Annotated in this window: 18 protein-coding genes and 1 pseudogene; 8 read left to right on the top strand and 11 right to left on the bottom strand. The window is 70.5% G+C overall.

Annotated features, from left to right (window positions below):
• The first annotated feature begins 239 nt into the window (after window positions 1–239).
• Window positions 240–1,235 carry an arginase family protein gene (locus E1292_RS52375; protein ID WP_246090665.1) on the top strand — a complete coding sequence of 332 codons (996 nt, stop codon included), beginning with the start codon at window positions 240–242 and terminating at the stop codon, window positions 1,233–1,235.
• A gap of 47 nt (window positions 1,236–1,282) precedes the next feature.
• Here E1292_RS52375 and E1292_RS40265 read toward each other — a convergent pair whose 3' ends face one another.
• Complete coding sequence (locus tag E1292_RS40265; RefSeq protein ID WP_132604048.1) at window positions 1,283–1,798, bottom strand: NlpC/P60 family protein; 516 nt, start codon at window positions 1,796–1,798, stop codon at window positions 1,283–1,285.
• A 715-nt stretch (window positions 1,799–2,513) separates the two neighbouring features.
• On the opposite strand from E1292_RS40265, the gene E1292_RS40260 reads away from it, so the two are divergent.
• Window positions 2,514–2,879 carry a hypothetical protein gene (locus E1292_RS40260; RefSeq protein WP_132604045.1) on the top strand — a complete coding sequence of 122 codons (366 nt, stop codon included), beginning with the start codon at window positions 2,514–2,516 and terminating at the stop codon, window positions 2,877–2,879.
• A gap of 105 nt (window positions 2,880–2,984) precedes the next feature.
• Here E1292_RS40260 and rsmA read toward each other — a convergent pair whose 3' ends face one another.
• The gene (gene rsmA / locus E1292_RS40255; protein WP_246090663.1) at window positions 2,985–3,845 is read right to left on the bottom strand and encodes a 16S rRNA (adenine(1518)-N(6)/adenine(1519)-N(6))-dimethyltransferase RsmA; all 861 of its coding nucleotides are present in this window, start codon (window positions 3,843–3,845) and stop codon (window positions 2,985–2,987) included.
• 13 nt (window positions 3,846–3,858) lie between these two features.
• On the opposite strand from rsmA, the gene E1292_RS40250 reads away from it, so the two are divergent.
• Window positions 3,859–5,763: a serine/threonine-protein kinase gene (locus E1292_RS40250; RefSeq protein WP_439331944.1), complete on the top strand. Its 1,905-nt coding sequence runs from the start codon at window positions 3,859–3,861 to the stop codon at window positions 5,761–5,763.
• A complete protein-coding gene (locus E1292_RS40245; RefSeq protein WP_165974993.1) occupies window positions 5,763–6,950 on the top strand; it encodes an FG-GAP repeat protein in 1,188 nt (395 codons plus the stop codon). Before E1292_RS40250 ends, E1292_RS40245 begins: the two co-directional genes overlap by 1 nt.
• A 116-nt stretch (window positions 6,951–7,066) precedes the next feature.
• Here the strand turns inward: E1292_RS40245 and E1292_RS40240 are convergent, their stop codons facing one another.
• The 4 genes from E1292_RS40240 to E1292_RS40225 all read right to left on the bottom strand — a co-directional run bounded on the left by E1292_RS40240 (window position 7,067) and on the right by E1292_RS40225 (window position 12,400).
• Window positions 7,067–7,975 (bottom strand): resuscitation-promoting factor, encoded by a 909-nt coding sequence (locus E1292_RS40240; RefSeq protein WP_132604039.1) that lies wholly within the window; start codon window positions 7,973–7,975, stop codon window positions 7,067–7,069.
• An 83-nt stretch (window positions 7,976–8,058) separates the two neighbouring features.
• A complete protein-coding gene (locus E1292_RS40235) occupies window positions 8,059–8,946 on the bottom strand; it encodes a TatD family hydrolase (RefSeq protein ID WP_132604036.1) in 888 nt (295 codons plus the stop codon).
• A 111-nt stretch (window positions 8,947–9,057) separates the two neighbouring features.
• Window positions 9,058–10,839: a methionine--tRNA ligase gene (gene metG, locus E1292_RS40230; RefSeq protein ID WP_132604033.1), complete on the bottom strand. Its 1,782-nt coding sequence runs from the start codon at window positions 10,837–10,839 to the stop codon at window positions 9,058–9,060.
• A gap of 340 nt (window positions 10,840–11,179) precedes the next feature.
• Window positions 11,180–12,400, bottom strand: coding sequence for a glycosyltransferase family 2 protein (locus tag E1292_RS40225; protein ID WP_181958368.1), 1,221 nt, complete (start codon window positions 12,398–12,400; stop codon window positions 11,180–11,182).
• A 99-nt stretch (window positions 12,401–12,499) separates the two neighbouring features.
• Between E1292_RS40225 and E1292_RS40220 the strand changes: the two genes are divergently transcribed.
• Window positions 12,500–14,089, top strand: a complete 1,590-nt coding sequence (locus E1292_RS40220; protein ID WP_246090661.1) for a hypothetical protein — start codon at window positions 12,500–12,502, stop codon at window positions 14,087–14,089.
• On the opposite strand, the gene E1292_RS40215 is transcribed toward E1292_RS40220, so the two are convergent.
• Complete coding sequence (locus tag E1292_RS40215; protein ID WP_132604030.1) at window positions 13,983–15,527, bottom strand: dolichyl-phosphate-mannose--protein mannosyltransferase; 1,545 nt, start codon at window positions 15,525–15,527, stop codon at window positions 13,983–13,985. The two genes, E1292_RS40220 and E1292_RS40215, sit on opposite strands and share 107 nt — an antisense overlap.
• A 52-nt stretch (window positions 15,528–15,579) precedes the next feature.
• The gene (gene rsmI, locus E1292_RS40210; RefSeq protein ID WP_181958367.1) at window positions 15,580–16,458 is read right to left on the bottom strand and encodes a 16S rRNA (cytidine(1402)-2'-O)-methyltransferase; all 879 of its coding nucleotides are present in this window, start codon (window positions 16,456–16,458) and stop codon (window positions 15,580–15,582) included.
• A 50-nt stretch (window positions 16,459–16,508) separates the two neighbouring features.
• On the opposite strand from rsmI, the gene E1292_RS40205 reads away from it, so the two are divergent.
• The 3 genes from E1292_RS40205 (at window position 16,509) to E1292_RS40195 (ending at window position 20,481) form a co-directional block, all read left to right on the top strand.
• Window positions 16,509–18,146 carry a dolichyl-phosphate-mannose--protein mannosyltransferase gene (locus E1292_RS40205; RefSeq protein ID WP_132604025.1) on the top strand — a complete coding sequence of 546 codons (1,638 nt, stop codon included), beginning with the start codon at window positions 16,509–16,511 and terminating at the stop codon, window positions 18,144–18,146.
• Between the two features lie 113 nt (window positions 18,147–18,259).
• On the top strand, window positions 18,260–19,462 hold the full coding sequence (locus E1292_RS40200; RefSeq protein WP_165974992.1) for a hypothetical protein: 1,203 nt from the start codon (window positions 18,260–18,262) through the stop codon (window positions 19,460–19,462).
• A gap of 86 nt (window positions 19,463–19,548) precedes the next feature.
• On the top strand, window positions 19,549–20,481 hold the full coding sequence (locus tag E1292_RS40195; protein ID WP_132604022.1) for a DUF5996 family protein: 933 nt from the start codon (window positions 19,549–19,551) through the stop codon (window positions 20,479–20,481).
• A 276-nt stretch (window positions 20,482–20,757) separates the two neighbouring features.
• On the opposite strand, the gene E1292_RS40190 is transcribed toward E1292_RS40195, so the two are convergent.
• The 3 genes and pseudogenes from E1292_RS40190 to E1292_RS40185 form a co-directional block, all read right to left on the bottom strand.
• Window positions 20,758–21,597, bottom strand: a complete 840-nt coding sequence (locus E1292_RS40190; protein WP_246090664.1) for an MFS transporter — start codon at window positions 21,595–21,597, stop codon at window positions 20,758–20,760.
• Window positions 21,598–21,635: 38 nt separating this feature from the next.
• Window positions 21,636–21,776, bottom strand: a complete 141-nt coding sequence (locus E1292_RS54470; protein ID WP_246090659.1) for a hypothetical protein — start codon at window positions 21,774–21,776, stop codon at window positions 21,636–21,638.
• Window positions 21,773–22,033 (bottom strand): annotated as a pseudogene (locus E1292_RS40185) (TetR family transcriptional regulator); the annotation flags it as partial. The pseudogene E1292_RS40185 and the gene E1292_RS54470, both read right to left, overlap by 4 nt.

The following is a 22,033-nucleotide window of genomic DNA, read 5'->3' as shown; positions in this document are numbered from 1 at the left end:
GGCCATCGACTGGTTCTCCTTCGATCTCGATCTAGCTACTCGAAGGATCACTCGATGGCCGTCTTCATTTCACGACGCCACGCCTGCGACCAGGCCAAACTCGTACACCACTCCCGTGGACGCAACCCTCGTCAGGACGGCAGGCTCGTCAGGACGGCGGACGGCGGACGGCGGACGGTGTAGGTGGTTGGGTCCGGGCGGTGGTGTGGCGAGTGAGGAGGGTGTGTGAATTGGCTGAGGTGACGGTGATCGAGGTGCCGCAGTGGCGGGGGTCGGGGGCTCCCACGGCGCAGCGCCTGAGGGAGGGCGCGCGGTTGCTCGCCGACATGGTGGACGCCGATCATCGGGTGCCGGTCGACGCTGATGACGATCTTGTCGGCACCGCCGCCAGGGTACGGGAGGCGGTCGGGCGGGCGCGTGATGGGCTGGTGGTCACCGTCGGCGGCGACTGCGGGGTCGAGTTGGAGCCTGTGGCGGCGGCGCGGAAGCGGTTTGGTGATCGGCTGGTCGTCGTCTGGTTCGACGCTCATGGCGATCTGAACACGCCTGAGTCGTCGCCTTCCGGGGCTTATCACGGGATGGTGCTGCGCGCGCTCACCGGAGAGGGTCCCGAAGGGCTGGTGCCGGAGGTGGCGGTGCGGCCGGAGCGTATCGTGCTGGCCGGCGGGCGCGATCTCGACACCGCAGAGGCGGAATTCGTCAGAGCCCGGGGGATCCGGCATGTCAGGGAGGCGGATGCCACGGCCCTCCTGGACGCGGTCGCGGCCTGCCACGGCACTCCGCTCGACACGGCGGTCGCGGCCTGCCACGACACCCCTATCGACGCAGCAGCCGATTCTTCGCGCGGCACGGCGGTCGACACAACACCCAGGTCCTCCCACGACACCCCGGCCGACACAACACCCAGGTCCTCCCACGACACCCCGGCCGACACAACGGCCGGGTCTTTTCCCAGTACGGCGGCCGACGCAGCGGCCGGGTCTTCGCGGGGCGCGGCGGTCGTTTATGTGCACATTGATTTTGACGTGCTCGATCCGCAGGTCTTCGCGAGCGTCGGCTGTCCGACGCCTGGTGGGCTGCATCCTGATCAGCTCCTGGCTCTGGTCGGCGCCATCGCCGAACGGTATGAGGTGGCGGGCCTGGGGCTCATGGAATATGAGCCGTCCAGGCAGGAGGACCAGGCATTGCTCTCCGGCCTGGTCAAGGAGTTGGTTGAGGTCTGTTCTGGAAGGTGAGGGGCGAGCCTGGCCGTGGCGGGCCCGGGGGCGGGCTCGGATAGTGGTCAGCCCGGGCGTACGACACCGCGGAATGCGGAGCGGAAGTAGGGCGAGCGTAGGAAGTTGACCTTTCGCACCACGTCGCCCGTCTTGGGGGCATGGATCATGACGCCGCCGCTGAGGAACAGGGCCACGTGGGTGGGGTCCCCCGTGCCACCGCCGAAGAACAGCAGGTCGCCTCGGCGGCGAGCGCTCAGCGGGATCCTGCGGCCCTGGCGGAACTGGGCGCCGGTGTAGTGGCTCAGCCGCACCCCGGCTCTGGACCAGGCGTAAAGGGTCAGGCCGCTGCAGTCGAAGCCGGTCGTGGCGGCTCCTCTCCCGATGCCGATGGTGGGGCCCTTCGCCGAACCTCCGCCCCAGCTGAAGGAGACGCCCAACTGGCCGAGGGCCGCGGCGGCGGCTGTCTCGCCTCTGGTCGAGGTGCGTTTCAGCTGCGCCAGGGCCGGATCGGGGACGGCGAGGAGCGTGGTGCAGAGGCCGCCGCCGAGGGCGAGCCAGACGAGTGCGATGCGTCGGAGCATGTGAGCCTCCCGGGTTCGTACGTGAGTTCGGGAAGCCAGGATGAACCGGCGGGGTGAGGAGAGGAGGAGGCGAGCGGCGTTCTGTGGATGACGGGGTGGCGACGGTGCTGGGCTGTGGACAGGCCCTGCCCGGAGGTCCGCCCATGGCTATGTGGACGCCTCGCCAAGGGGCCCGCGGGCATCTGGACCCGAGGGCAGGTGATGAGGCCTCGCGTCCGGCCTGGCGTACGCCGGCGGTTCGCTGTGGGTGGAGCCCAGCGCGGGGAGCGCTTGTGGCAGGTGCCGCTCGGCTCTGAAGGCGCCGACTGCCGGCCGGTCGCCCGCTTCACCGACCGCTACGGCCGCCTCCGCACGGTCACCACCGACCCCTGACGGCACCGTATAGGGGTGAGAGTTGAGGTTCGGGCCGGTTCGAAGTCAAGGGCCGCTTCGCCCTCGGGCTGCGCGTTCTACGCGACAAGCCCCACACAACGTGTCCATCTCCGCCCCCTGGCCGCACGTCCCGCGCAACACGTCCCACAGGCCGTGTCCGTCTTCAACCCCTGGCCGCACGTCCCGCCCGACGCGTCCCACACAACGTGTCCCTCTTCACCCCTGACCGCACGTCCCGCGCGACAAGCCCACACAACTTCACCCCCTGACCGCGCGTTCTACGCGATAAGGCCCCACAGCATGGTCTATAGGGTGTCCCGTCATGTGCCCCCCGGAAGCAACCATGCCTCCCCTGCCCGTCATCACGGCCGTGACAGTGGTCGGTCTGATCTCTGCCGCGCTGATCGTCACCCGCACGTCCCTCGCGCTCTTCGGACTGTTAGGCGCCGCTACAGCGTGGGGACTGTGGCAGGGGTGGCGCGGTCCCAGACTGCTTGCGATCGTCTTCAGCGCCGTCGCGTTGTTCCAAGGTGGGCTCGTACTGGTCGGTCTCATCATGCAGGGCGGATCCGTCGCGGGCGAGTACACACCGCTGATCGCCGGGGCCGTCATCGCTCTCGTCCCGGCCGGTTGCGCGACCATCCTGCTGCTCCTGGTGCCGCGGTCGTCACGAGCCTGGTTCGCTCGTCATCGCCGGCCGAAGCGCTGACACGGCACGACCGGCGGCGCACGGCCCGCGGCCCGCGGCGATCCCGGGCATGCCGGGGTCGGCACGATCAGGCGGGTCGTGGTGCGCTCCCGTCGGGCGGGCCGATCAGGGGGTGGACTCGGCTATGCGGACGAACGCGTGGATGTCGAGTTGCTCGCCGCGGGCCGAAGGGTCCACTCCGGCGGCTCTGAGCGCGGCCTCCGCCTGGGCCGGGCTGCCCGCCCACGAGGCCAGGGCCGCGCGCAGGGTCTTGCGGCGCTGCGCGAAGGCCGCGTCGATCACCGCGAACACCTGTTCCCTCGACGCCGTCGTGGCGGGCTGCTCGCGGCGGACCAGGGAGACCAGCCCGGAATCGACGTTGGGTGCGGGCCAGAAGACCGACCGGCCGACCGGGCCCGCCCTGCGCACGTCCGCGTACCAGGCGGCCTTGACCGACGGAACCCCGTACACCTTGGAGCCGGGGCCGGCGGCCAGGCGGTCGGCCACCTCCGACTGCACCATGACCAGGCCCTTGCGCAGCGACGGCAGGACCTCCAGGAGGTGGAGCACCACCGGGACGGCCACGTTGTAGGGGAGGTTGGCCACCAGGGCCGTGGGGGTGAAGCCCAGCAGGTCGGTCTCGGAGATCTTCATGGCGTCGGCGTTGATCACCGTGAGCTGCTCGGAGGCGCCTCGGTCGGCGACCGTGATGGGAAGCTGGTGGGCGAGCACCGGATCGATCTCGACGGCCACCACGTGCGCGGCCGATGCCAGGAGCTCCAGGGTGAGCGAGCCGAGGCCGGGCCCCACTTCGATGACGACGTCATCGGAGGACAGATCGGCCACGCGCACGATGCGGCGGACGGTGCCCCCGTCGATCACGAAGTTCTGTCCTAGCTTTTTTGTCGGACGAAGATCTAGCTTGTTCGCCAAAATACGTATTTCCGCAGGGCCCAACAGCCTCATCATCCCATCAGTCTCCCGCATCGAAGAACCTGCGATGGCGTACGGGGAGACCAAAGGAGAGGATGGCGTGGAACAGGAAGGGACGTCCCTCATGGAGCCAACGGGCGCCGCGCCCCTACGCCCGACGGACTTGCGGGAGGTGGGGCCGTACCGCCTGCTCGGGCGGTTAGGCGAGGGGGGCATGGGGACCGTGTTCCTCGCACGGGCGCCGACGGGGCGGTTCGTGGCACTCAAGGTCGTGAAGGCGGAGTTCGCCAACCAGGAGGGGTTCGCGGCCAGGTTCCACGCGGAGGTCGACAGCGCCCGGCGGGTGGCGTCGTTCTGTACGGCCCAGGTGCTGGACAACGGCAACACCGGGGACGGCAGGCCCTACATGGTGACCGAGTACATCGCGGGCACCCCCCTGTCGGACCAGATATCGAAGCACGGCTCCCTGGATCCGGGCCCGCTGCACGGCGTCGCGCTGGGGGTCGCGGCGGCGCTGGCGGCCATCCACGTGGCCGAGCTCGTGCACAGGGACCTCAAACCGGCGAACGTGATCCTCTCGCTGTCCGGGCCCCGGGTGATCGACTTCGGGATCGCCAGGGCGCTCGACCGGGAGAGCGGGTTCACGCTCTCCGGCGAGCTCCTGGGGAGCCCGGGCTGGTGGGCGCCCGAGCAGGTGCGCGGCGAGCCGGTCAGCCCGGCGGCCGACATCTTCGCCTGGGGCTGCCTGGTGGCGTACGCGGGCAACGGGCGGCACCCGTTCGGCCGGGGCGACCCCATCACGCTGGCCCACCGTGTCCTGAACACCCAGCCCGACCTGGGTACGCTGCCCGCGCCGCTGGACGACCTCGTCCGGCTGGCCACCTCGATGGACCCCGCGCAGCGCCCGACGGCGCAGGATCTGCTGATCGCGCTGGTGGGAGGGAACACCCCCACGCCGTCGATCAACCCGCCCACGCTGGTGGCGACGGAGATGCTGAACGACTGGCGGCCGCCGCAGGAGGACGATCCGGACGTCACGGCCACGTTCACGACGCCCCGGCCGGACGACGCCACCCGCCGGGAGCCGGTGATCGGCAGCCCGGGAAGCCCTCCCGGCCCCGGCCGCCCGAAGCCGCCGGGCGACCCGAGTCACGAGGGCTCCAGCGTTCCGCAGCCCGGTGCGGGAGACCCTCGGGAGAGCTCGTCCGGCCAGACGCAGGCGTCCGTCGAGGAAAGGGCGCGGCGCGAGGAGCAGGCCGCCAGGAACGAGCTGGCCCGCTGGGACGTCCGGCACGACCAGGACGGAGCGCCGCAGCCCGTCCAGCGCGGCACAAAGCCCACGGGACGGTGGCCGGAGCCGCCGGGCGCGACCAGCACGGACACCCGGCCCGGCGAGCGGAGCACCCCCACGGACCGGGCCGACGACGAGCCGGCCACGCTCGGCGGGTCGAGGACGTCCGGCACCCGCTGGCTCATCGCCGCCGCGGCCGCCGTGCTGGCCATCGTCGTGACGGCCGGCGTGCTGATCGTGACCTCCGGCCGTACCGGCACCACCCCCGGCGACGTGGGCGCCGCCTCCCCGGGAGCCACCGGCGCGCGCCCCAACGACGTGGGCCGCAGATTCGCGCTGGGCGCGGACTTCGACGACCCCGTCGCCGTCGTCGCCTCCGCCCCGGAATGCGGGCTGAAGACGTACGAGGGGTCGACGGCGTCCAGGGGCCAGTTCTGCGTCATCCGCTGGACGATGATCAATCCGGGTGGCGAGCGGAAGCCGCTGGCCCAGCCGGTCGTCTCCATGGTCGACGACCGGGGCGCCGAGCACGATCCGGCCGCCGTCACCCTGCCCCCGGCCATCCTGCCCGGCGGGCGGGTGGACAGCGCGTTCGTGTTCGACCTGCCCAACTACCGCAAGCCCGTGAAGATGACGGCGACGATGCTGGAGAACGGCAAGCAGATCGAGGTCACGCTGTGATGATCCGATCCGCCCTCGTCGCGCTCCTGCTCGCCGCGGGAATGCCGCTCGTGTCCGCCTCAGGGGCGGCGTGCGCGGGAGAGTCCGACTTCGACGGTGACGGCGTGGCCGACGTGGCGGTGGGCGACCCGTTCGGCGACGGGCAGAAGGGGTCGGTGCACGTGCTGTCGGGCGGCAAGGTCGTTCCCGTCGTTGTTCCCGGCCTGGCCAGGGGCGACGCGTTCGGCTGGTCGGTACGCCTGGCGAAGGTCGACGGTGACGCCTGCGCCGACCTGGTGATCGGCGCCCCGTACGCGGACGTCGACGGCGTCGAGGACGCCGGGGCCGCCTACGTCGTCTACGGTGCGGGCTCCTCGCCCCCGCAGCGGCTGACGGCGGCCCGGCCGCAGCGGTTCGCGCTCTTCGGCTGGTCGCTGGCCGCGCGTGGCGACCTGGTGGCGATCGGCGCGCCGTACGAGGACGAGAACCGGCTGCTCGACGTGGGCGCCCTCTACGTGCGCAAGGGCACGGGCGAGCTGCGCAGGATCAGCCAGGAGTCCGTGGACGTGCGGGGCAACAGCGAGGTGGGCGACCAGTTCGGCTGGTCCATGGCGTACGGGCCGGGGAACGGGCTGCTCGTCGGCGTCCCGTACGAGAACGACGACGGCCTGGGCCGCCAGGTCGAGGACGGCAAGATCGACTCGGGCTCGGTCGTCTTCATCGACGACGTCCTGGCGACCAAGCTGACGACGGTGAAGCTGGACTCGCCGACCAACGCCTCGGGCGACAGGTACGGCTACGCGGTGGCCTACGCCGACGGCGCCGGGTACGCGGTGAGCTCGCCTGGCCCGGGGAACGTGCAACTGCTCGACGAGAGCAGGAAGCCCATGCGCACGGTGACGCAGGCAGGCAGGCAGGCGTCCGGCTTCTCGCTGGCCACCTCCGAGGACGGCAGGCTGGCCATCGGCGCGCCCTACGGCGGAGGCGTCCGGGTGGTGTCGTGGCAGGACGCCTCCGAGGAACGTATCCTGCCGACCCGCGACGGGCTGTTCGGCTGGTCGGTGGCCTTCAGCGGCAACAAGCTCTTCGTGGGCCAGCCGGACGCGCAGCCGTACGGGAGGGTGGCGGTGACGGGCCGCAACGCGGAGACGCCGCGGCCGCTGCAGCCGCGCGAGGGCGCCGACTTCGGGGTGTCGGTGGCCGGTTAGCGGGACACGCGGTCAGCGAAACAGGCGTCGCCAGCGCAACACGCCGTCAGCGGACCAGGCGGTCGCCAACGCAACACGCCGTCAGCGGACCAGGCGGTCGCCAGGGGGGCACGTGGTCAGCGGACCAGGCGGTCGCCACAGCCCGGCCACTGGCTCTCCCAGTCGCCGTCCACCTGCTGGTAGAGGAGCTGGGCCCGGTAGGTCTGCTCCTCCGCGGGCCAGCTGCTCGGCAGCCCGATGCCGCCCACCGCCTCCCACACGCGCATGCTGAACTGGTACAGACCGTAGTGGGGCCCGTCGGGGTTGTAGGCGAGCGGGTCGCCGTGGGCGACGCAGTCGGCCAGGGCGGCCCAGTCGAGCCGCGTCACGGCGGGCTTGACCGGCTCGATGTGCTGCGGGGTGAGCGTGATGACCGTGCCGTCCTCGGGGAAGCTGCCCAGCGGCGGGGTCACCAGGTAGCCGGGGCGCGGCGCGATGTGCCTCTGCTTGAGCACCTGCCGTACGGTCCTGGCGGTCGTCCGCAAGGTGAGCCGCCGGTTGCCCGCGACGACGTGCACCTCGCGCCTGGTGTGGACGGTGAGCGACATTCCCGCTAGCGGCACCGCGTGGCCCGGCGGCGCGGAGAGCGTGCCCCGCGCCGCCTCGATGTCCAGCTCGGTCAGGGCGTCCGCGACGTTCGTGGCGGTGACGAGGTGCGTGCTCGTGCGGCCGTCGACGGTCACCGTGAGCGGGCGGGCGCGGCGCACCTCGATGACGGTGCCGTCGGCGACGTGTTCCCGCGCGGCCGGGCGTACGACGTCGCCTGCGCCCACCGTGATCCCGGCGTCGGTGAGCACCTCCTCCACGGTCCGCGCGAAGCCGCGGACGGCCGCCTGCTCGCCGTCCACGACCACGAAGACCTCTTTGACCAGCAGCGACGCCGCCACGAGCGTGCCGAGCGCCACCGCGCCCGCCAGGCACACGACGGGCGTCCACGGGGAGCGCCACGGGATCGGCGGGCGCGGCGCGCGCCTCTTGCCTCGCACGGACCACCTCCGGTTACGGGCGGGAAACGCCCGAACGCTAACCGTGGTCGTGCCGCCGGATCCGGCGATTCACCAAACGATGGTCACCACTCGCCGAAGACCGTGACTCCGTTGGCGCTGATCGCCTCGCACAACCGGTCCGGATGGGCGCCCTTGACCTCCGCCAGGCAACGAAGGGTGATGGGGATGAGGTAGGGGGCGTTGGGCTTGCCGCGGTGCGGGACGGGCGGCAGGTAAGGGGCGTCTGTCTCGACCAGCATGAGCTGCTCGGGCGCGACTTCGGCGGCCTCGCGCAGGTAGGCGGCGTTCTTGTACGTCACCGGGCCGGAGAACGACATGAAATATCCCGCTTCAACGCACTTTTTCGCCATCTCGGCGTCGCCGGAGAAGCTGTGGAACACCACCTTCTCCGGCGCCCCCTCCTCGGCCAGCACCTTCAGCACGTCGTCGTGCGCCTCGCGGTCATGGATGACCAGCGCCTTGCCGGTGCGCTTGGCGATCTCGATGTGGGCACGGAAGCTCGCGTGCTGGTCGTCCCTGCTCGACCAGTCGCGGTAGTAGTCGAGCCCCGTCTCCCCCACCGCGCGCACCTCCGGCCGCCGGGCCAGCGCCTCGATCTCGGCCAGCACCTCAGGCGTGGCCTCGTGGGCCTCGTTGGGGTGGACGGCCACGCCGGCGTAGACGCCTTCCTGCTCGGCCGCCACCTCGGCGTTCCACCGGGAGGAGGCCAGGTCGTAGCCGATCGTGACCAGCCGCGTCACCCCGACGGCCCGCGCGTCGTCGAGGATGCTCCGCACGCTGGCCGCCGCCTGCTGCGCGGCCTGCGCCACCGGGTCGCCGGACGACGCCTGCCGGTTGCCGACCATGATGTCGAGGTGGCAGTGACTGTCGAACACGGGTGCGGAAAGCGGCTCTGGCGCGGCGGGAAGCTTGGTCACGACATCCAAGTTAGCCCCCACGCGGTACGGCATCCTCGGCACCCGGGCATGGCGGGCCGGCGGGAGCGAGGTGACGCTGGGCGGTCCTGATGGCGAAGCCGGTCAAGAGGGCCGCCTCCGCCATCGGCCGCAAGGACGATGAGGTCACTCGGCCAGGCGGGCCAGCTCCTCGTCGACGACCTTCGGATCGAGCTTCTTGAACAGCGGCACCGGCGGCGCGAGCGGCGTGCCCGGCTTGATGGGCTGGTGCTCCCAGCGGGCCGCCCCGTCGTAGTCGCCGGTGATCACCGGGTAGGGGTCGCCGCCGTCCTCGTCGACCTCGTGGATCTCCGGCATGCCCGACCACACGCCCTCGCCGCCCAGCATGGCGTGGACCTTGGTGGACGAGCTGGGCAGGAACGGCGTGAGCATCGTCTTGGCGTCGTCGACCACCTGGAGCGCCACGTGCAGGATCGACTTCTGCCGCTCGGGGTCGCCCTTGAGCTTCCACGGCTCCTGCTCGGCCAGGTATTTGTTGGCCTCGCGGACCACGTCGAGCGCCTCGCCGATCGCGTTCTTGAACCTCGACCTGCCGAGCTCCTCGCCCACCGGGCCGAACGCGTTGCGCGACCGCTCCAGCAGCGCCCGGTCGGCGTCGGTCAGGTCGCCGGCCTCGGGCACGGCCCCGAAGTTCTTCGCCGCCATCGAGATCGACCGGTTGACCAGGTTGCCCCAGGCCGCGACCAGCTCGCCGTTGTTGCGGTTGACGAACTCCTGCCAGGTGAAGTCGGTGTCCTGGTTTTCCGGGCCGGCCACCGCGATGTAGTAGCGCAGGGCGTCGGCGTCGTAGCGCTCGAGGAAGTCGCGCACGTAGATGACGACCTGGCGGGAGGAGGAGAACTTGCGGCCCTCCATCGTCAGGAACTCGCTGGAGACCACCTCGGACGGCACGTCGAGCGCACCCAGCGAGCCGGGCGTGCCGCCGCGGTCGCCCCGCCCGCTGTAGCCGAACAACATCGCCGGCCAGATCTCGGCGTGGAAGACGATGTTGTCCTTGCCCATGAAGTAGTAGCCGCGGGCGTCGGGATTCTGCCACCACTGGCGCCACGCGTCGGGGTCGCCGGAGCGCCTGGCCCACTCGATCGAGGCCGACAGATAGCCGATGACGGCGTCGAACCACACGTAGAGCCGCTTGTTGGGCTGGTCGCGCCAGCCGTCGAGCGGGATCGGCACACCCCAGTCGAGGTCGCGGCTGATCGCCCGCGGCTGCAGGTCGCCGAGCAGGTTGAGCGCGAACTTCAGCACGTTGGGCCGCCACTCGCCCTGCTTGGACTGCAGGTAGGAGCCGAGCACCTCGGCGAAGGCGGGCAGGTCGAGCATGAAGTGCTCGGTCTCGACGAACACCGGCGTCTCGCCGTTGATGCGGCTCACCGGGTTGATCAGCTGGATCGGGTCGAGCTGGTTGCCGCAGTTGTCGCACTGGTCGCCGCGCGCGCCGTCGTAACCGCAGATGGGGCAGGTGCCCTCGATGTAGCGGTCGGGCAGCGTGCGGCCCGTGGACGGCGAGATTGCGCCCATCGTGGTCTGAGGGAAGATGTAGCCGTTGTCGTAGAGACCCTTGAAGATCTCCTGCGTGACGGCGTAGTGGTTTCTCGTCGTCGTCCTGGTGAACAGGTCGTAGCCGAGCCCGAGCCCGGTCAGGTCTTCGGCGATGACGCGGTTGTAGCGGTCGGCCAGCTCCTTGGCGCTGACGCCCTCCTTGTCGGCCTGCACCTGGATCGGTGTGCCGTGCTCGTCGGTGCCGGAGACCATCAGCACCTTGTTGCCCGCCATCCGCTGGTAGCGGCTGAAGATGTCGGACGGCACGCCGAAACCTGAGACGTGCCCGATGTGGCGAGGGCCGTTAGCGTACGGCCACGCGACGGCGGTCAAGATGTGCTGGGACATGGTCCTTAGCCTACGGGTCTTCGGCATTCATTTGTTACGGTCGCCGGTGGTCCGCCACCCGCACGTCATCGGAGAATCCTTCGTTACGCGTTGCCGCGGCCAGCCACCCGCCGCACTCCGGCTGAGGGCCCTCCAGGAAACGGCCTCTGACCCTTCACCGCTGACCCACCGCAACGCGAGCCCGCCCTTGCCCGTGTTCCGTGGTTCACGCCTTGGCCACGGCCCGGGCTGAGAGGCGCTCCGTAGCGGCGGCGCGCCACTGACCGGTCAGAGGGCGTTTCCCTGGACAGGCGCGAGCCGGGGTCGGCGGCTGGACGACCCCGGCTCGCGTAAAAAGTGCTTATCGCTCTGACTTCTCCAGGGAGATCGCCTCGGCGGCCTCCTCTGCCGCCTTGGCGGCCACGTCGATGGAGCTCTCGCGTGTGCGGCGGATGCCCAGGATGCTGATGAACAGCGAGGCGAAGATCGTCTGGAAGCTCATGACGAGCGCCGTCGCCGACGGCACGACGAGCCGCAGCGACTCGCGCGGGTTGAGCTCGCCGAAGCTGCGCACCTGCCAGTGCACCAGCGACATCACCAGCCCGACCAGGCCGGCCAGCGCAAGCAGGCCGCCCACCACGAGCCCCTTCTCCAGGGTCACGATGTCGATGATCCTGCGGATGCGCGGCGATTCGGGCAGGAAACCCTCCTCGGCCGCGTAGACCTTCGTGAACAGCGCGAACAGCGCGGCCTGGAAGCCGATCACCATCAGCGCGGACGTGCCGACCAGCGTGTCGACGTCGAAGGCCAGCTCGCCGATCTCGACCGGGCCGAACGTCAGCGCGGTGCTCGCGACCAGGCCGATGATCATCATCAGCACGCCGGGGTAGAAGAACAGCCACTTGGGGCTGTAGAGGAGCAGGAAACGCAGGTGGCGCCAGCCGTCGCGCCACGAGCGCAGGTGCGGCGGGCGTGAGCGGCCGTCGGGCGAGAGCGTCGTGGGCACCTCGCGCACGTCGAGGCCGGACAGCGTGGAGCGGACCACCATCTCCGAGGCGAACTCCATGCCGCCGGTCTGCAACTGCAGCCGCAGGATGGAATCGCGCCTGAAGCCGCGCAGCCCGCAGTGGAAGTCGCCGATCGCCGAAGGGAAGAACAGCCTGCCGATGAACGACAGCACCGGGTTGCCGAGATAGCGGTGGAGCGGAGGCATGGCCCCCGGGGCGATGCCGCCCTTGAAGCGGTTGCCCATCACCAGGTCGGCGCCGTCGCGCAACTGCTCGACGAACGGCAGCAGTGAGGTGAAGTCGTAGGAGTCGTCAGCGTCGCCCATGATCACGAACTTGCCGCGCGCCGCCCGGATCCCGCCCATGAGGGCGTTGCCGTAGCCCTTCTCATCGACGTGGACAACGCGGGCGCCGGCATCACGGGCCAGCTGTTGCGAGCCGTCCGTGCTGCCGTTGTCGGCGATCAGGACCTCGCCCTCGATGCCGTGCTCCTCCATGCACGCCAGTGCTTTGCGCACACAGACTTCCACGGTCTCCGCCTCGTTGAGGCAGGGCATGACCACCGTCAGTTCCACGTGTCTACCCTTCAGTTAAGGCTGTTCCAGTCAACCATCATGCCCTGTGCCCGAGTGTGGTCGGGTCAAGACCCAAAAACGACTGGCATTCTTTACAGCATGGTGAGCGTCGCGGAGATTACCCCTGTGGACCACTCCGCTCCTGGCCCGGCAGCCCGTGCGCTGTCCATGGTGCGCCGGCATCGGGTGTTCGCCGCGGCCTTCGGCGTCGGCGCCGTGCTGCGGCTCATCACCATGCTCGGCTACGGCCCGGCCATGTGGTTCAACGACTCGTACGAGTACGTCTCGGTGGCCCTGCACCCGAGGCCCCACCCGATCAGGCCCGACGGTTACAGCTTCTGGCTGATGTTGCTCAAGCCGTTCCACAGTTTCACCCTGGTGGTCCTGACGCAGCACCTGATGGGCCTGGCCACGGCCTGCCTGATCTACGCGCTGCTGCGCATCAAGTTCAGGTTGCCGAAGTGGGGGGCGACGCTGGCCGCCGCGCCGGTGTTGTTCGACGCCTACCAGATCCAGCTGGAGCAGCTGGTGATGTCCGACACCATGTTCATGCTGCTCGTGGTCGGCGTGATCACGATGGTGTTGTGGAAGCGGCGGCTGACGTGGCAGGCGGGCGCCGTCATCGGCCTGCTGCTGGCGCTGACGTGGCTGACCCGCTCGATCGGCCTGCCCATCCTGGCCCTGGTGGTGCTCTATCTCCTGGTCAAGCGCACCGGCTGGCGGCCCATCACGGCCGTCATCACGGCCTGCGCGATCCCGGTGCTGGCCTACATGGGCTGGTTCGCCTCCGCGTACGGCAAATTCGCCATGACCAACAGCGACGGCCTCATCCTGTACATGCGCACGGCCATCTTCGCCGACTGCAACAAGATGGACATCGACAAGTACACAGAGGTGCAGCTGCTGCTGTTGTGCATCAACGACCCGGTCAACCAGCGCAAAGACTACGCCCAGTGGTATCTGTGGGGGCAGGGCAACGGCGACGGCACGGGCACCGGCGAGGTGCTGCACCGCTGGGGCACCAACAAGAAGTTCAGCGAGATCACCAACGAGGCGGCCAGCAAGTTCGCCACGCGGGCGATCCTGTCGCAGCCCGGCGACTATCTGCAGGTGGTCGTGCGCGACTTCTTCCGGTCGTTCCACTGGGCCCGGCCGCGCTTCCCCGACGAGTCGACGTACAACATGTACCAGTTCAAGCCCTACTACGAGATCGACGAGAACGGCCAGCCCAAGCGGCTGCCGAAGTGGTCGTCGTACGCGGGCGGCCGCACCGACACCGACGCGTTCAGCTACGAGCAGGGCCCGCCCGAGACGAAGATCGTGCATCCGTGGGCCGACATCATGAGCGGCTACCAGAAGGTGTTCTACCTGCGCGGCATCGTGATCGGCGGGATCCTGCTGATCGGCCTGTACGGCGTCGCGGTCCGGTGGCGCAAGTTCGGCGGCCCGGTCGTGCTGCCGTGGCTCGGCGCGTTCGGGCTGCTGCTGGCCCCGGCCGCGACGGCGGAGTTCGACTACCGCTACGTGCTTCCCGCCGTGCCGCTGGCCTGCATCGCGGCGGCGATCACGCTGCGCAGGGGCGTCACTTCGGCGCGACGGTCACCCAAGAGCGCAGGAACATCCGGGCCCACCACTCTGCGTGTGCGATGGTCTCGGCGGTCAGCACGGGATAAAGCCACCAGAAGTTGACCAGGGCGATGAGCGCGAACGCGCCCACGACCGCGGCCCCGGACGCCCTCCGTGCGGGCGTGGCCGCGGCCTTCCCCAGGATCAGCCCCGCCACCAGCACGAGCGCCAGCACCATGAACGGCACCACGGGGATCATGTAGAACAGGTACATCGTCCGGTTGTCGGCGATGGCGTAGTAGAACCACGGCAGCCAGCCGACCGCGTAGGCCAGCAGCACGGCGCCGGCCCGCCAGTCGCGGGTGTTGAAATACCACACGACGAGGGCGATCAGCGCGAGCGCGGCTCCGTACCAGAGGGCGGGGGTACCGGCCCCGATCACGGCCTGCGAGCACTTGTCGGCCCCGCACGCCGACGGCGGCAGGTCCCCGGCGTAGTGGAAGGTGACGGGCCTCAACAACACGGGCCACTGCCAGGGCTCCGACATGTACTGGTGGTAGGTGTCCAGCCCGCTGTGGAAGCCGAGCACCTGCAGCTGGTACTGCACCCACGACCGCGCCGAGTCCACGACGAAGAACGCCGGTCCCGACGAGGTGGCCTGGGCCCAGTTGCGCCCCCAGCCGTCCGCGCTGGCGAACCACCCGGCCCATGACGCCGTGAACGTCGCCGCGGAGGCGAGCGCCATCGCCCCGAACCCGCCGGGCAGGTCGTACGCCAGCGCCCCCCTGACCGGCTCGCGCGCCCCCAGCGCCCGCCTGGCCCCCATGTCCCACATGAGGCTCATGACGGCGAACGCGAGCAGGAAGAAGACGCCCGACCACTTGACCGCGCACGCGGCGCCGAGGCAGACGCCCGCGGCGATCCGCCAGGGCCTCAGCCCTAGCCGCGGCCCCATGCCGGCGACGGGCGAGCTCTCGTACCAGGCGACCAGCCGCTCCCGCGCCTGGTCCCGGTCGGCCACCAGGCAGGCGAATCCGGCCAGCACCCAGAACATCAGGAAGATGTCGAGCAGCCCCGTGCGCGACAGCACCAGGTGCAGCCCGTCGAGCGCCAACAGCAGCCCGCCCAGGCAGCCGAGCAGCGTCGAGCGGGTCATCCGCCGCGCCACCCTGGCCATGACCAGGATCGACAGGGTGCCGATCAGCGCGGCGGCGAAGCGCCAGCCGAACGGGTTCATCCCGAACAACCACTCGCCCACACTGATCATCCACTTGCCCAGCGGCGGATGGGCCACGAACGACGCGCAGTCGGACGGTTGCGCGCACTGCTTGAAGATGTCCAGGTTGCCGGCGATGAGACGACGGTCGGCGATGGGGTTCTCGGAGTCGCCGAGCATGCTCCGCTCGACGCCGTACGCCAGCAGCGAGTACGCGTCCTTGATGTAGTACGTCTCGTCGAAGACGACGGACTTGGGATCGCCGAGCCGGACGAAACGGAGGATGCCGCCGAAGATCGCCACCACGATCGGCCCCACCCAGCCCAGCAGGACGCCGTCCTGCATCGGCGGGATCAGTCGACGCGGTGATGCCCCCCAATTTCTCACGAAGCGCACCTTATGGTGTCGCTGATCTCCTGTGCACCAGATCGTAAAGCTCGCGCTTGGGGATGCCCGCGCCCTTGGCCACCTCGGCGACGGCCAGCTTGCGCTGCGTCCCCTCGGCGACCATCCGGTCGACCTGCGCGACGAGCGCGTCCATGTCCTGCTCTTCCGCCCCCGCGACATGACCGGCGACCACGACCGTGATCTCGCCCTTGACGCCGCCCTCCGCCCAGGCGGCCAGCTCGCCGAGGCCGCCCCGGCGCACCTCCTCGTAGGTCTTGGTCAGCTCGCGGCAGACCGCCGCCGCGCGGCCGGGGCCGAACGCCTCCGCCATGGCGGTGAGGGAGCTCGCCAGCCGGTGCGGCGCCTCGAAGAAGACCATCGTGCGTTCCTCGCCCGCCAGCGCGGCCAGGCGGCGGGCGCGCTCGCCCGGCTTGCGCGGCGGGAAACCCTCGAAGCAGAACCGGTCGCTCGGCAGCCCCGACACGGCCAGGGCGGTGGTGACGGCGCTCGGGCCCGGCAGCGCGGTGACCGTGACGCCCGCCTCGACCGCGAGGTTCGTCAGGCGGTAGCCCGGGTCCGACACGCCCGGCATCCCGGCGTCGGTGATCACGACGACCGTGCGGCCCTCTCGCAGCAGCTCGACGAGCTCCCGGGCCCGGCCCGCTTCGTTCTGGTCGTAGTAGGACACGACCCGGCCGGTGATCTCCGCCCCCAGCTCCGCGGCGAGCCTGCGCAGCCGCCGGGTGTCCTCGGCGGCCACCACGTCGGCGTCTTCGAGCGCCTCGCGCAGGCGTGGCGAGACGTCGCCCGCCTGGCCAATGGGGGCTCCTGCCAGCACCAGCCTGCCGCCGTCTCCAGTCACCTGACCATTGTGGCAGGGTATCCCCATTAGACGGTGTTTCTGCATGGCTTTCCGCTGGGGGCCCGTACGATGGCCGAATGGCGGTGACCGATTCCCCGTACCAGGCCTTTGACGACTCGGAGGCCGGCGACGGCCAGCACGAGGCCGCCCGGTCCGTACGCGATCGGGTGCTCCCTCCCATGCGCGGAAGCGTGTTGTGGGGGTGGGCCGGCCCGCTGCTGATCACCGTGTTCGGAGGGATCCTCCGGTTCCTCCAGCTCGGCCATCCCAAGGCCGTGGTGTTCGACGAGACGTACTACATGAAGGACGGCTACTCGCTGATCACCTGGGGTGTCGAGCGGGTCGCGGTCAAGGACGCCGACAAGGCGATCATCGCCGGCGACACCGGCGGCATCTGGCAGTCGTGCACGGCCGAGACCATGGACAAGTGCGCCTCCTACGTCGTGCACCCGCCGCTGGGCAAGTGGATGATCGGCGCGGGCGAGTGGTTGTTCGGGCTCAACCCGTTCGGCTGGCGCTTCGCCGCCGCGCTGCTCGGCACCCTGTCGATCCTCGTCCTGGCCAGGGTGGCGCGGCGGATGACCCGCTCGACGCTGCTCGGCTGCTTCGCCGGCCTGCTGCTGGCCCTCGACGGGCTGCACTTCGTGCTCTCCCGCACGGCGCTGCTCGACATCTTCCTGATGTTCTGGGTGCTGGCCGCGTTCGCCTGCCTGGTGGCCGACCGCGACCAGGCGCGGGAACGGCTGGTCTCCTGGTACGAGACCTCGCCCCTGTCGCCGCAGGGGCCGCCGCTGGGCATCAGGTGGTGGCGGATCGCCGCCGGCGTGTGCCTGGCCTTCGCGATGTCGGTCAAATGGTCGGGCCTGGCGTTCGCGGTGGCGTTCGCGATCATGTCGCTGATGTGGGACTTCGGGGCACGCAGGGCCGTGGGGCTGCGCAGCCCCTACATGGGGGCGCTCAACAAGGACGTGCCGCAGGGGGCCCTGGCCTTCGCGGCGGTGCCGTTCGTGGCGTACATGGCCACCTGGACGGGCTGGTTCGTCAACGCCACCGGCTACGGCCGCAACTGGGACCAGGCCACCTCGGCCGGGCCGCTCTACTTCGTCTTCGACTCGATGCGGTCGTGGGTCCAGTACCAATGGCAGGTCTTCACCTTCCACAGCGGGCTGGAGACCTCCCACCCCTACATGTCCGAGCCGTGGCAGTGGCCGCTGCTGCTGCGTCCCGTGGCCTTCTACTACGAGGCCAAGCAGAACGCCTGCGGCGTCAAGGACTGCTCGGAGGCCGTGCTGGGTGTGGGCACGCCGGTGATCTGGTTCGGCGCGGTGGCGGCGCTGGTGGCCCTCATCGCGTGGTACGTCTCCTCACGCGACTGGCGGGCCGGCGCCGTGCTGCTGGCCTACGCCATGGGCTGGCTGCCGTGGTTCTACTTCGCCATCGCCGGCAACCGCACCATGTTCCTCTTCTACGCCATCCCGATGGTGCCGTTCATGGTGCTGGCCATCACGCTGTGCGCGGGGCTGCTCATCGGGCCGGCCAAGCCGAGGGCCGACGGCTCCATGCCCGTGCGGCGTACCGTAGGCGCCGCCGCCGTCGGCGCCTTCGCCCTGCTCGCACTGATCAACTTCTGGTGGCTGCACCCGGTCCTGTCGGGCGAGCTCATCCCGTACACCGAGTGGAAGGCGCGCATGCTGTTCGAGAAGCGGTGGATATGATCACGTTTCGGTCGGCTCAATAGTGGTTTCTTAGGGCAGTCGCAGTGCAAGACCCGATACGCACCGCTTTCGGACATCGTCAGGTCCGGGGTCGATACGGCAAACTTCGAGGCATGAGTGCACCGGATGTCACCGCCCTTCTCGCCGAGTTGGAGCGCTCTCAGCCGGACCTTGCCGAAGAGGCCAGGACCGCCGTCGAATGGTTGACGGGTGGGGAGCCGCTGGAGACGGTAACCCAGCTCGACGTCTGCGAGTTCCTCTGGTACACCCTGCCGATCAAGGTAGGGCCGCTCAAGCCAGGAGGCGACCACGAGCGCCTCGCACGTTCGCTCGGACAACTGCTGCGGCTCGGTGGGCTGGAGCGGTACGCCGACCTGTGCACGTCCCCCACGACGATCAAGATTCTGCGCACGTACGCCCGCGAGGGCGAGGACTCCGGCGCGAGCGCCTACCAGCAGGCGCTCGAGGCCACGGGCGTGCTCCCGCCCGACGTGCCCGAACTCCAGTGGAGCATGATCATGGGCCCGGAGGAGCTGGGCGCCCACCTGGCCTGCTCCGCCGCGCTCGAGCTGGCCATCGTCGCCCGCGCGAGCGTCGACCGCACCGCGCTCACCCGCCGCTGGCTCACCGAGCCACGGGCCGAGCTCGGCGGCGACAGCTGGCTCAACCGGGTGCACGGCGAGCGGCTCAACCGCTGGGTGCTGGGCCGCGGCCCGGCCAGACGGGAGCTGGCCCAGCCGTTCGAGGTGCGCCTGCACGCGCCCGTGACCCCGCAACCCCTGCCGGCCCTGCACCGCCTGCTCTCCCTGGCCGCCACCTCGGAAGGCAGCCTGCCGCTGCGGCTGGCCCCGTCGCCGGAGGCGCTCAGGCTGCGCGAGCTCGCCGAACGCGAGCTGGGCGCGATCAGCCGCGAGGGCGCCAAGCTGATCATCACCGAGCGCGGCAAACGCCTGCTCAGGTCTCCGAAGGCCATGTGGTCGGCGGTCACCAAGCTGCTGCTGGCCAGGGGCGAGCACGAGTTCGAGGTGTCGGCCCGCGAGGCCGCGCTCATGCTGCTCGCCGACGGCACCCTGATGTCGCCCGCCGAGCTGCGCGAGCGGGTGGCGGAGGTGGTGGGCGGTGAGGGCTGGCATCCCGCGACGAGCCTGGAGGACGTCTCCGCACCGGTGACCGACCTGGTCGCCCAGCTCACGGCCCTGGAGCTGGCGTACAGCGACGAGCTGGCGGTGCGGATGCGCCGTCCCGGCCAGCTGGCCGCGCTGGCGGCGCTGCGGGCTCACGCGCTGCGCCCCAGGAAATACGTCAGCTCCGGATGACCGCCGCCTCCGCCCATGACCCCGGAGAGCCGTTCGAACACTCCTGGTAGTTACGATGGCGGGGAAAGCACCAGAAGGGGGCCGTCATGGAGCTTTTTCCCGCCATGCCGCTCGCCGAGTGGACGGAGGCCAAAGAGACCTTCCACAGGTTCGCGCAGATCGTGGGCAAGATCCGGCTGGCTTCGAGCAACCGGCGCAATCACTGGTGGCAGGTTCCCTTCCACCCGACCGGGCGAGGGCTCACCACGCGGCCCATGGGAGGCCTGGGCGAGCAGCCGCTGTTCTGCATCGACTTCGACCTCGTCCGTCACCGCCTGGTGATCGACCTGCTCGACGGGCGCAGCGCGGAGTTCGGCCTGGTCGGGCGGTCGGTGGCGTCGTTCCACGACCGGCTGTTCGACACCCTGGCCGGGCTCGGCATCCGGCCCGAGATCTGGGCGGTGCCGTTCGACATGGGGGACGACACGCCGTTCCCGGAGGACAGCCTGCACGCCCGCTACGACCCCGTCCTGATCAACCGCTACTGGCGGGTCCTGTCGCAGGTGGTGCAGCTCCTCGACCGGTTCGCCGCCGGCTTCGCCGGCAAGACGAGCCCGGTGCACCACTTCTGGCACACGTTCGACATCGCCGTCACCCGGTTCACCGGGCGGGTGGTCCGGGTCTCGCCCGACGCCGACCCGGTGACCCGGGAGGCCTACAGCTGGGAGGTCATCAGCTCGGGCTTCTGGTTCGGCGACAAAGAACGTCCATGGCCGGCGTTCTACTCCTACACCGCGCCCGAGCCCGACGGGCTGGAGCGCGAGCCGCTGCGGCCCGCGCAGGCCGAATGGCTGCCGGCCAGGGGCAGCCACCTGGCCGTGCTCCGCTACGACGACGTGCGGGGCTTGGAGGACCCGGTGACGGCGGTGCTGGAGTTCCTCGACAGCGCCTACCTGGCTGGGGCCAGGCTGACCCGGCTCGACACCGAGGCCCTGGCCTCCCCCGGCGGCGTCACCGATCCCTATTACGGGAGGGCTTGAGACGCGCGAAGCGCCCGCCCTCCGGGGAGGGCGGGCGCTCCACGAGTGCGCACCGGTGTGCAGGTCGCCTCTCGGCGAAAGGCACAACGCGGCTCCAGCCGAACGGTAGTCCGCGAAGGCAATAGGTGAGGCCCGGGGACACTGATCACACCGGCCACGCGTCATATAACCCCGGCAGGCGGCCGGACATTCCCCGGCAGGCGATTTTTCCGGCGGCTCAGGAGCGGGCGGCGACCTGCTGGGGCGCCGGCGGGCTCGTGACGGGGACGTCCCGCATCAGCAGGATGGCGGTGAGCGCGAGCAGCCCCGCCACCGTGCCGAGCCGGGCGATCGCGGGCCCACGCCGGCGGCCGTGATCCCGGAGCCGGCCATGAGCGACTGGGCGCAGGCCAGGCCGAAGGAGCCGCCGAGCTGCTTGGTGAGCGCCGATCCCGCCATGGCCGTGCCCATGTCCGCGCGGGGAACGCTGTTCTGGGTGGCGATCGTGATGCCGCCCATCGCGGGGCCGGCGCCGAGGCCCGCCAGCAGCAACCAGGCGCCGAACAGGATCGGGGACGTCTCGGGGCCGGGCGCGAAGAACGCGGCCGAGCCGGTCGTGAGCAGGCCCGCCCCGGCCGGCAGCACCGGTTTCGTGTGCCCTGAGCGGAGGATGAGGACGGCCGCCAGCCGGTTGCCCGCGGTCATACCCACCAGGAGCGGCAGCACCAGGAGGCCGGAGGCGGTGGCGGACAGGCCGCGTACGTGCTGGAGGTAGAGGGGCAGGAGGATGCCCACGGGCAGGGCCGCGAGCTGGAAGAAGAACCCGCCGGCGAGCAGGGCCGCGTACGTGCGGCGGCGCAGGAGGTGGGGAGGGAGCACCGGGACGGCGGCCCGCCGTTCGACGGGAACGAGCACGGCCAGCAGCGCCAGCCCTGCGAGCAGGGTGCCGAGCACGGCCGGGTCGCCCCAGGCGCGGGCGGTGTTGCCCTTGAGGCTGAGACCGACCAGCACCAGCGACAGGCCGGTGGCGAGCAGCCCGATGCCCGCCGCGTCCAGCCTGCCTGGCACGGTGGTGGCAGGGCGGCGTCCCGGAAGGACGACCGCGACCACGGCGGCGGCCGCCGCGCCGACGGGCAGGTTGATCAGGAACGCCCAGCGCCAGCTCGCGTGATCGGTCAGCAGGCCGCCGGGACGATGCGCGGCAGCGCGGTGCCGATCACGGTGCCGTCCAGCATGGCCAGGAAGGCGCAGCCGAGCAGGGCGTACGTCACCGCCCTCCGGCCGCCGGGTGCGAGGTCGCCGTACAGGTCCATCACCCGGCCGCGCCGTCCTTGAACGCCCCGTGCAGGAACAGCTCCACCAGCTCGGCCGAGCTGAGCGGGGACGTGCCCCGGCCCGCCGCCATGGTGAGGAACTGGAAGGCCTCGGCGAGCCGCTCGGGCGCCAGGCGCAGGGAGTCGCGTTCGGGCTCGAACAGGCCTTCCAGCGCCTCGCGGGTGGCGGCCATCGACCGCTCCCGCCCGGAGGCGGACAGGCCCCGCCCCGGCCCTTCTCCCCTTGCTCTTATACCCAT

The sequence above is a fragment of the Nonomuraea deserti genome (genome assembly GCF_004348685.1).
Classification (GTDB): Bacteria; Actinomycetota; Actinomycetes; order Streptosporangiales; family Streptosporangiaceae; genus Nonomuraea; species Nonomuraea deserti.
The sequence above is the reverse complement of the archived record's forward strand: the minus strand, read 5'-3'. Positions and strand labels throughout refer to the sequence as shown.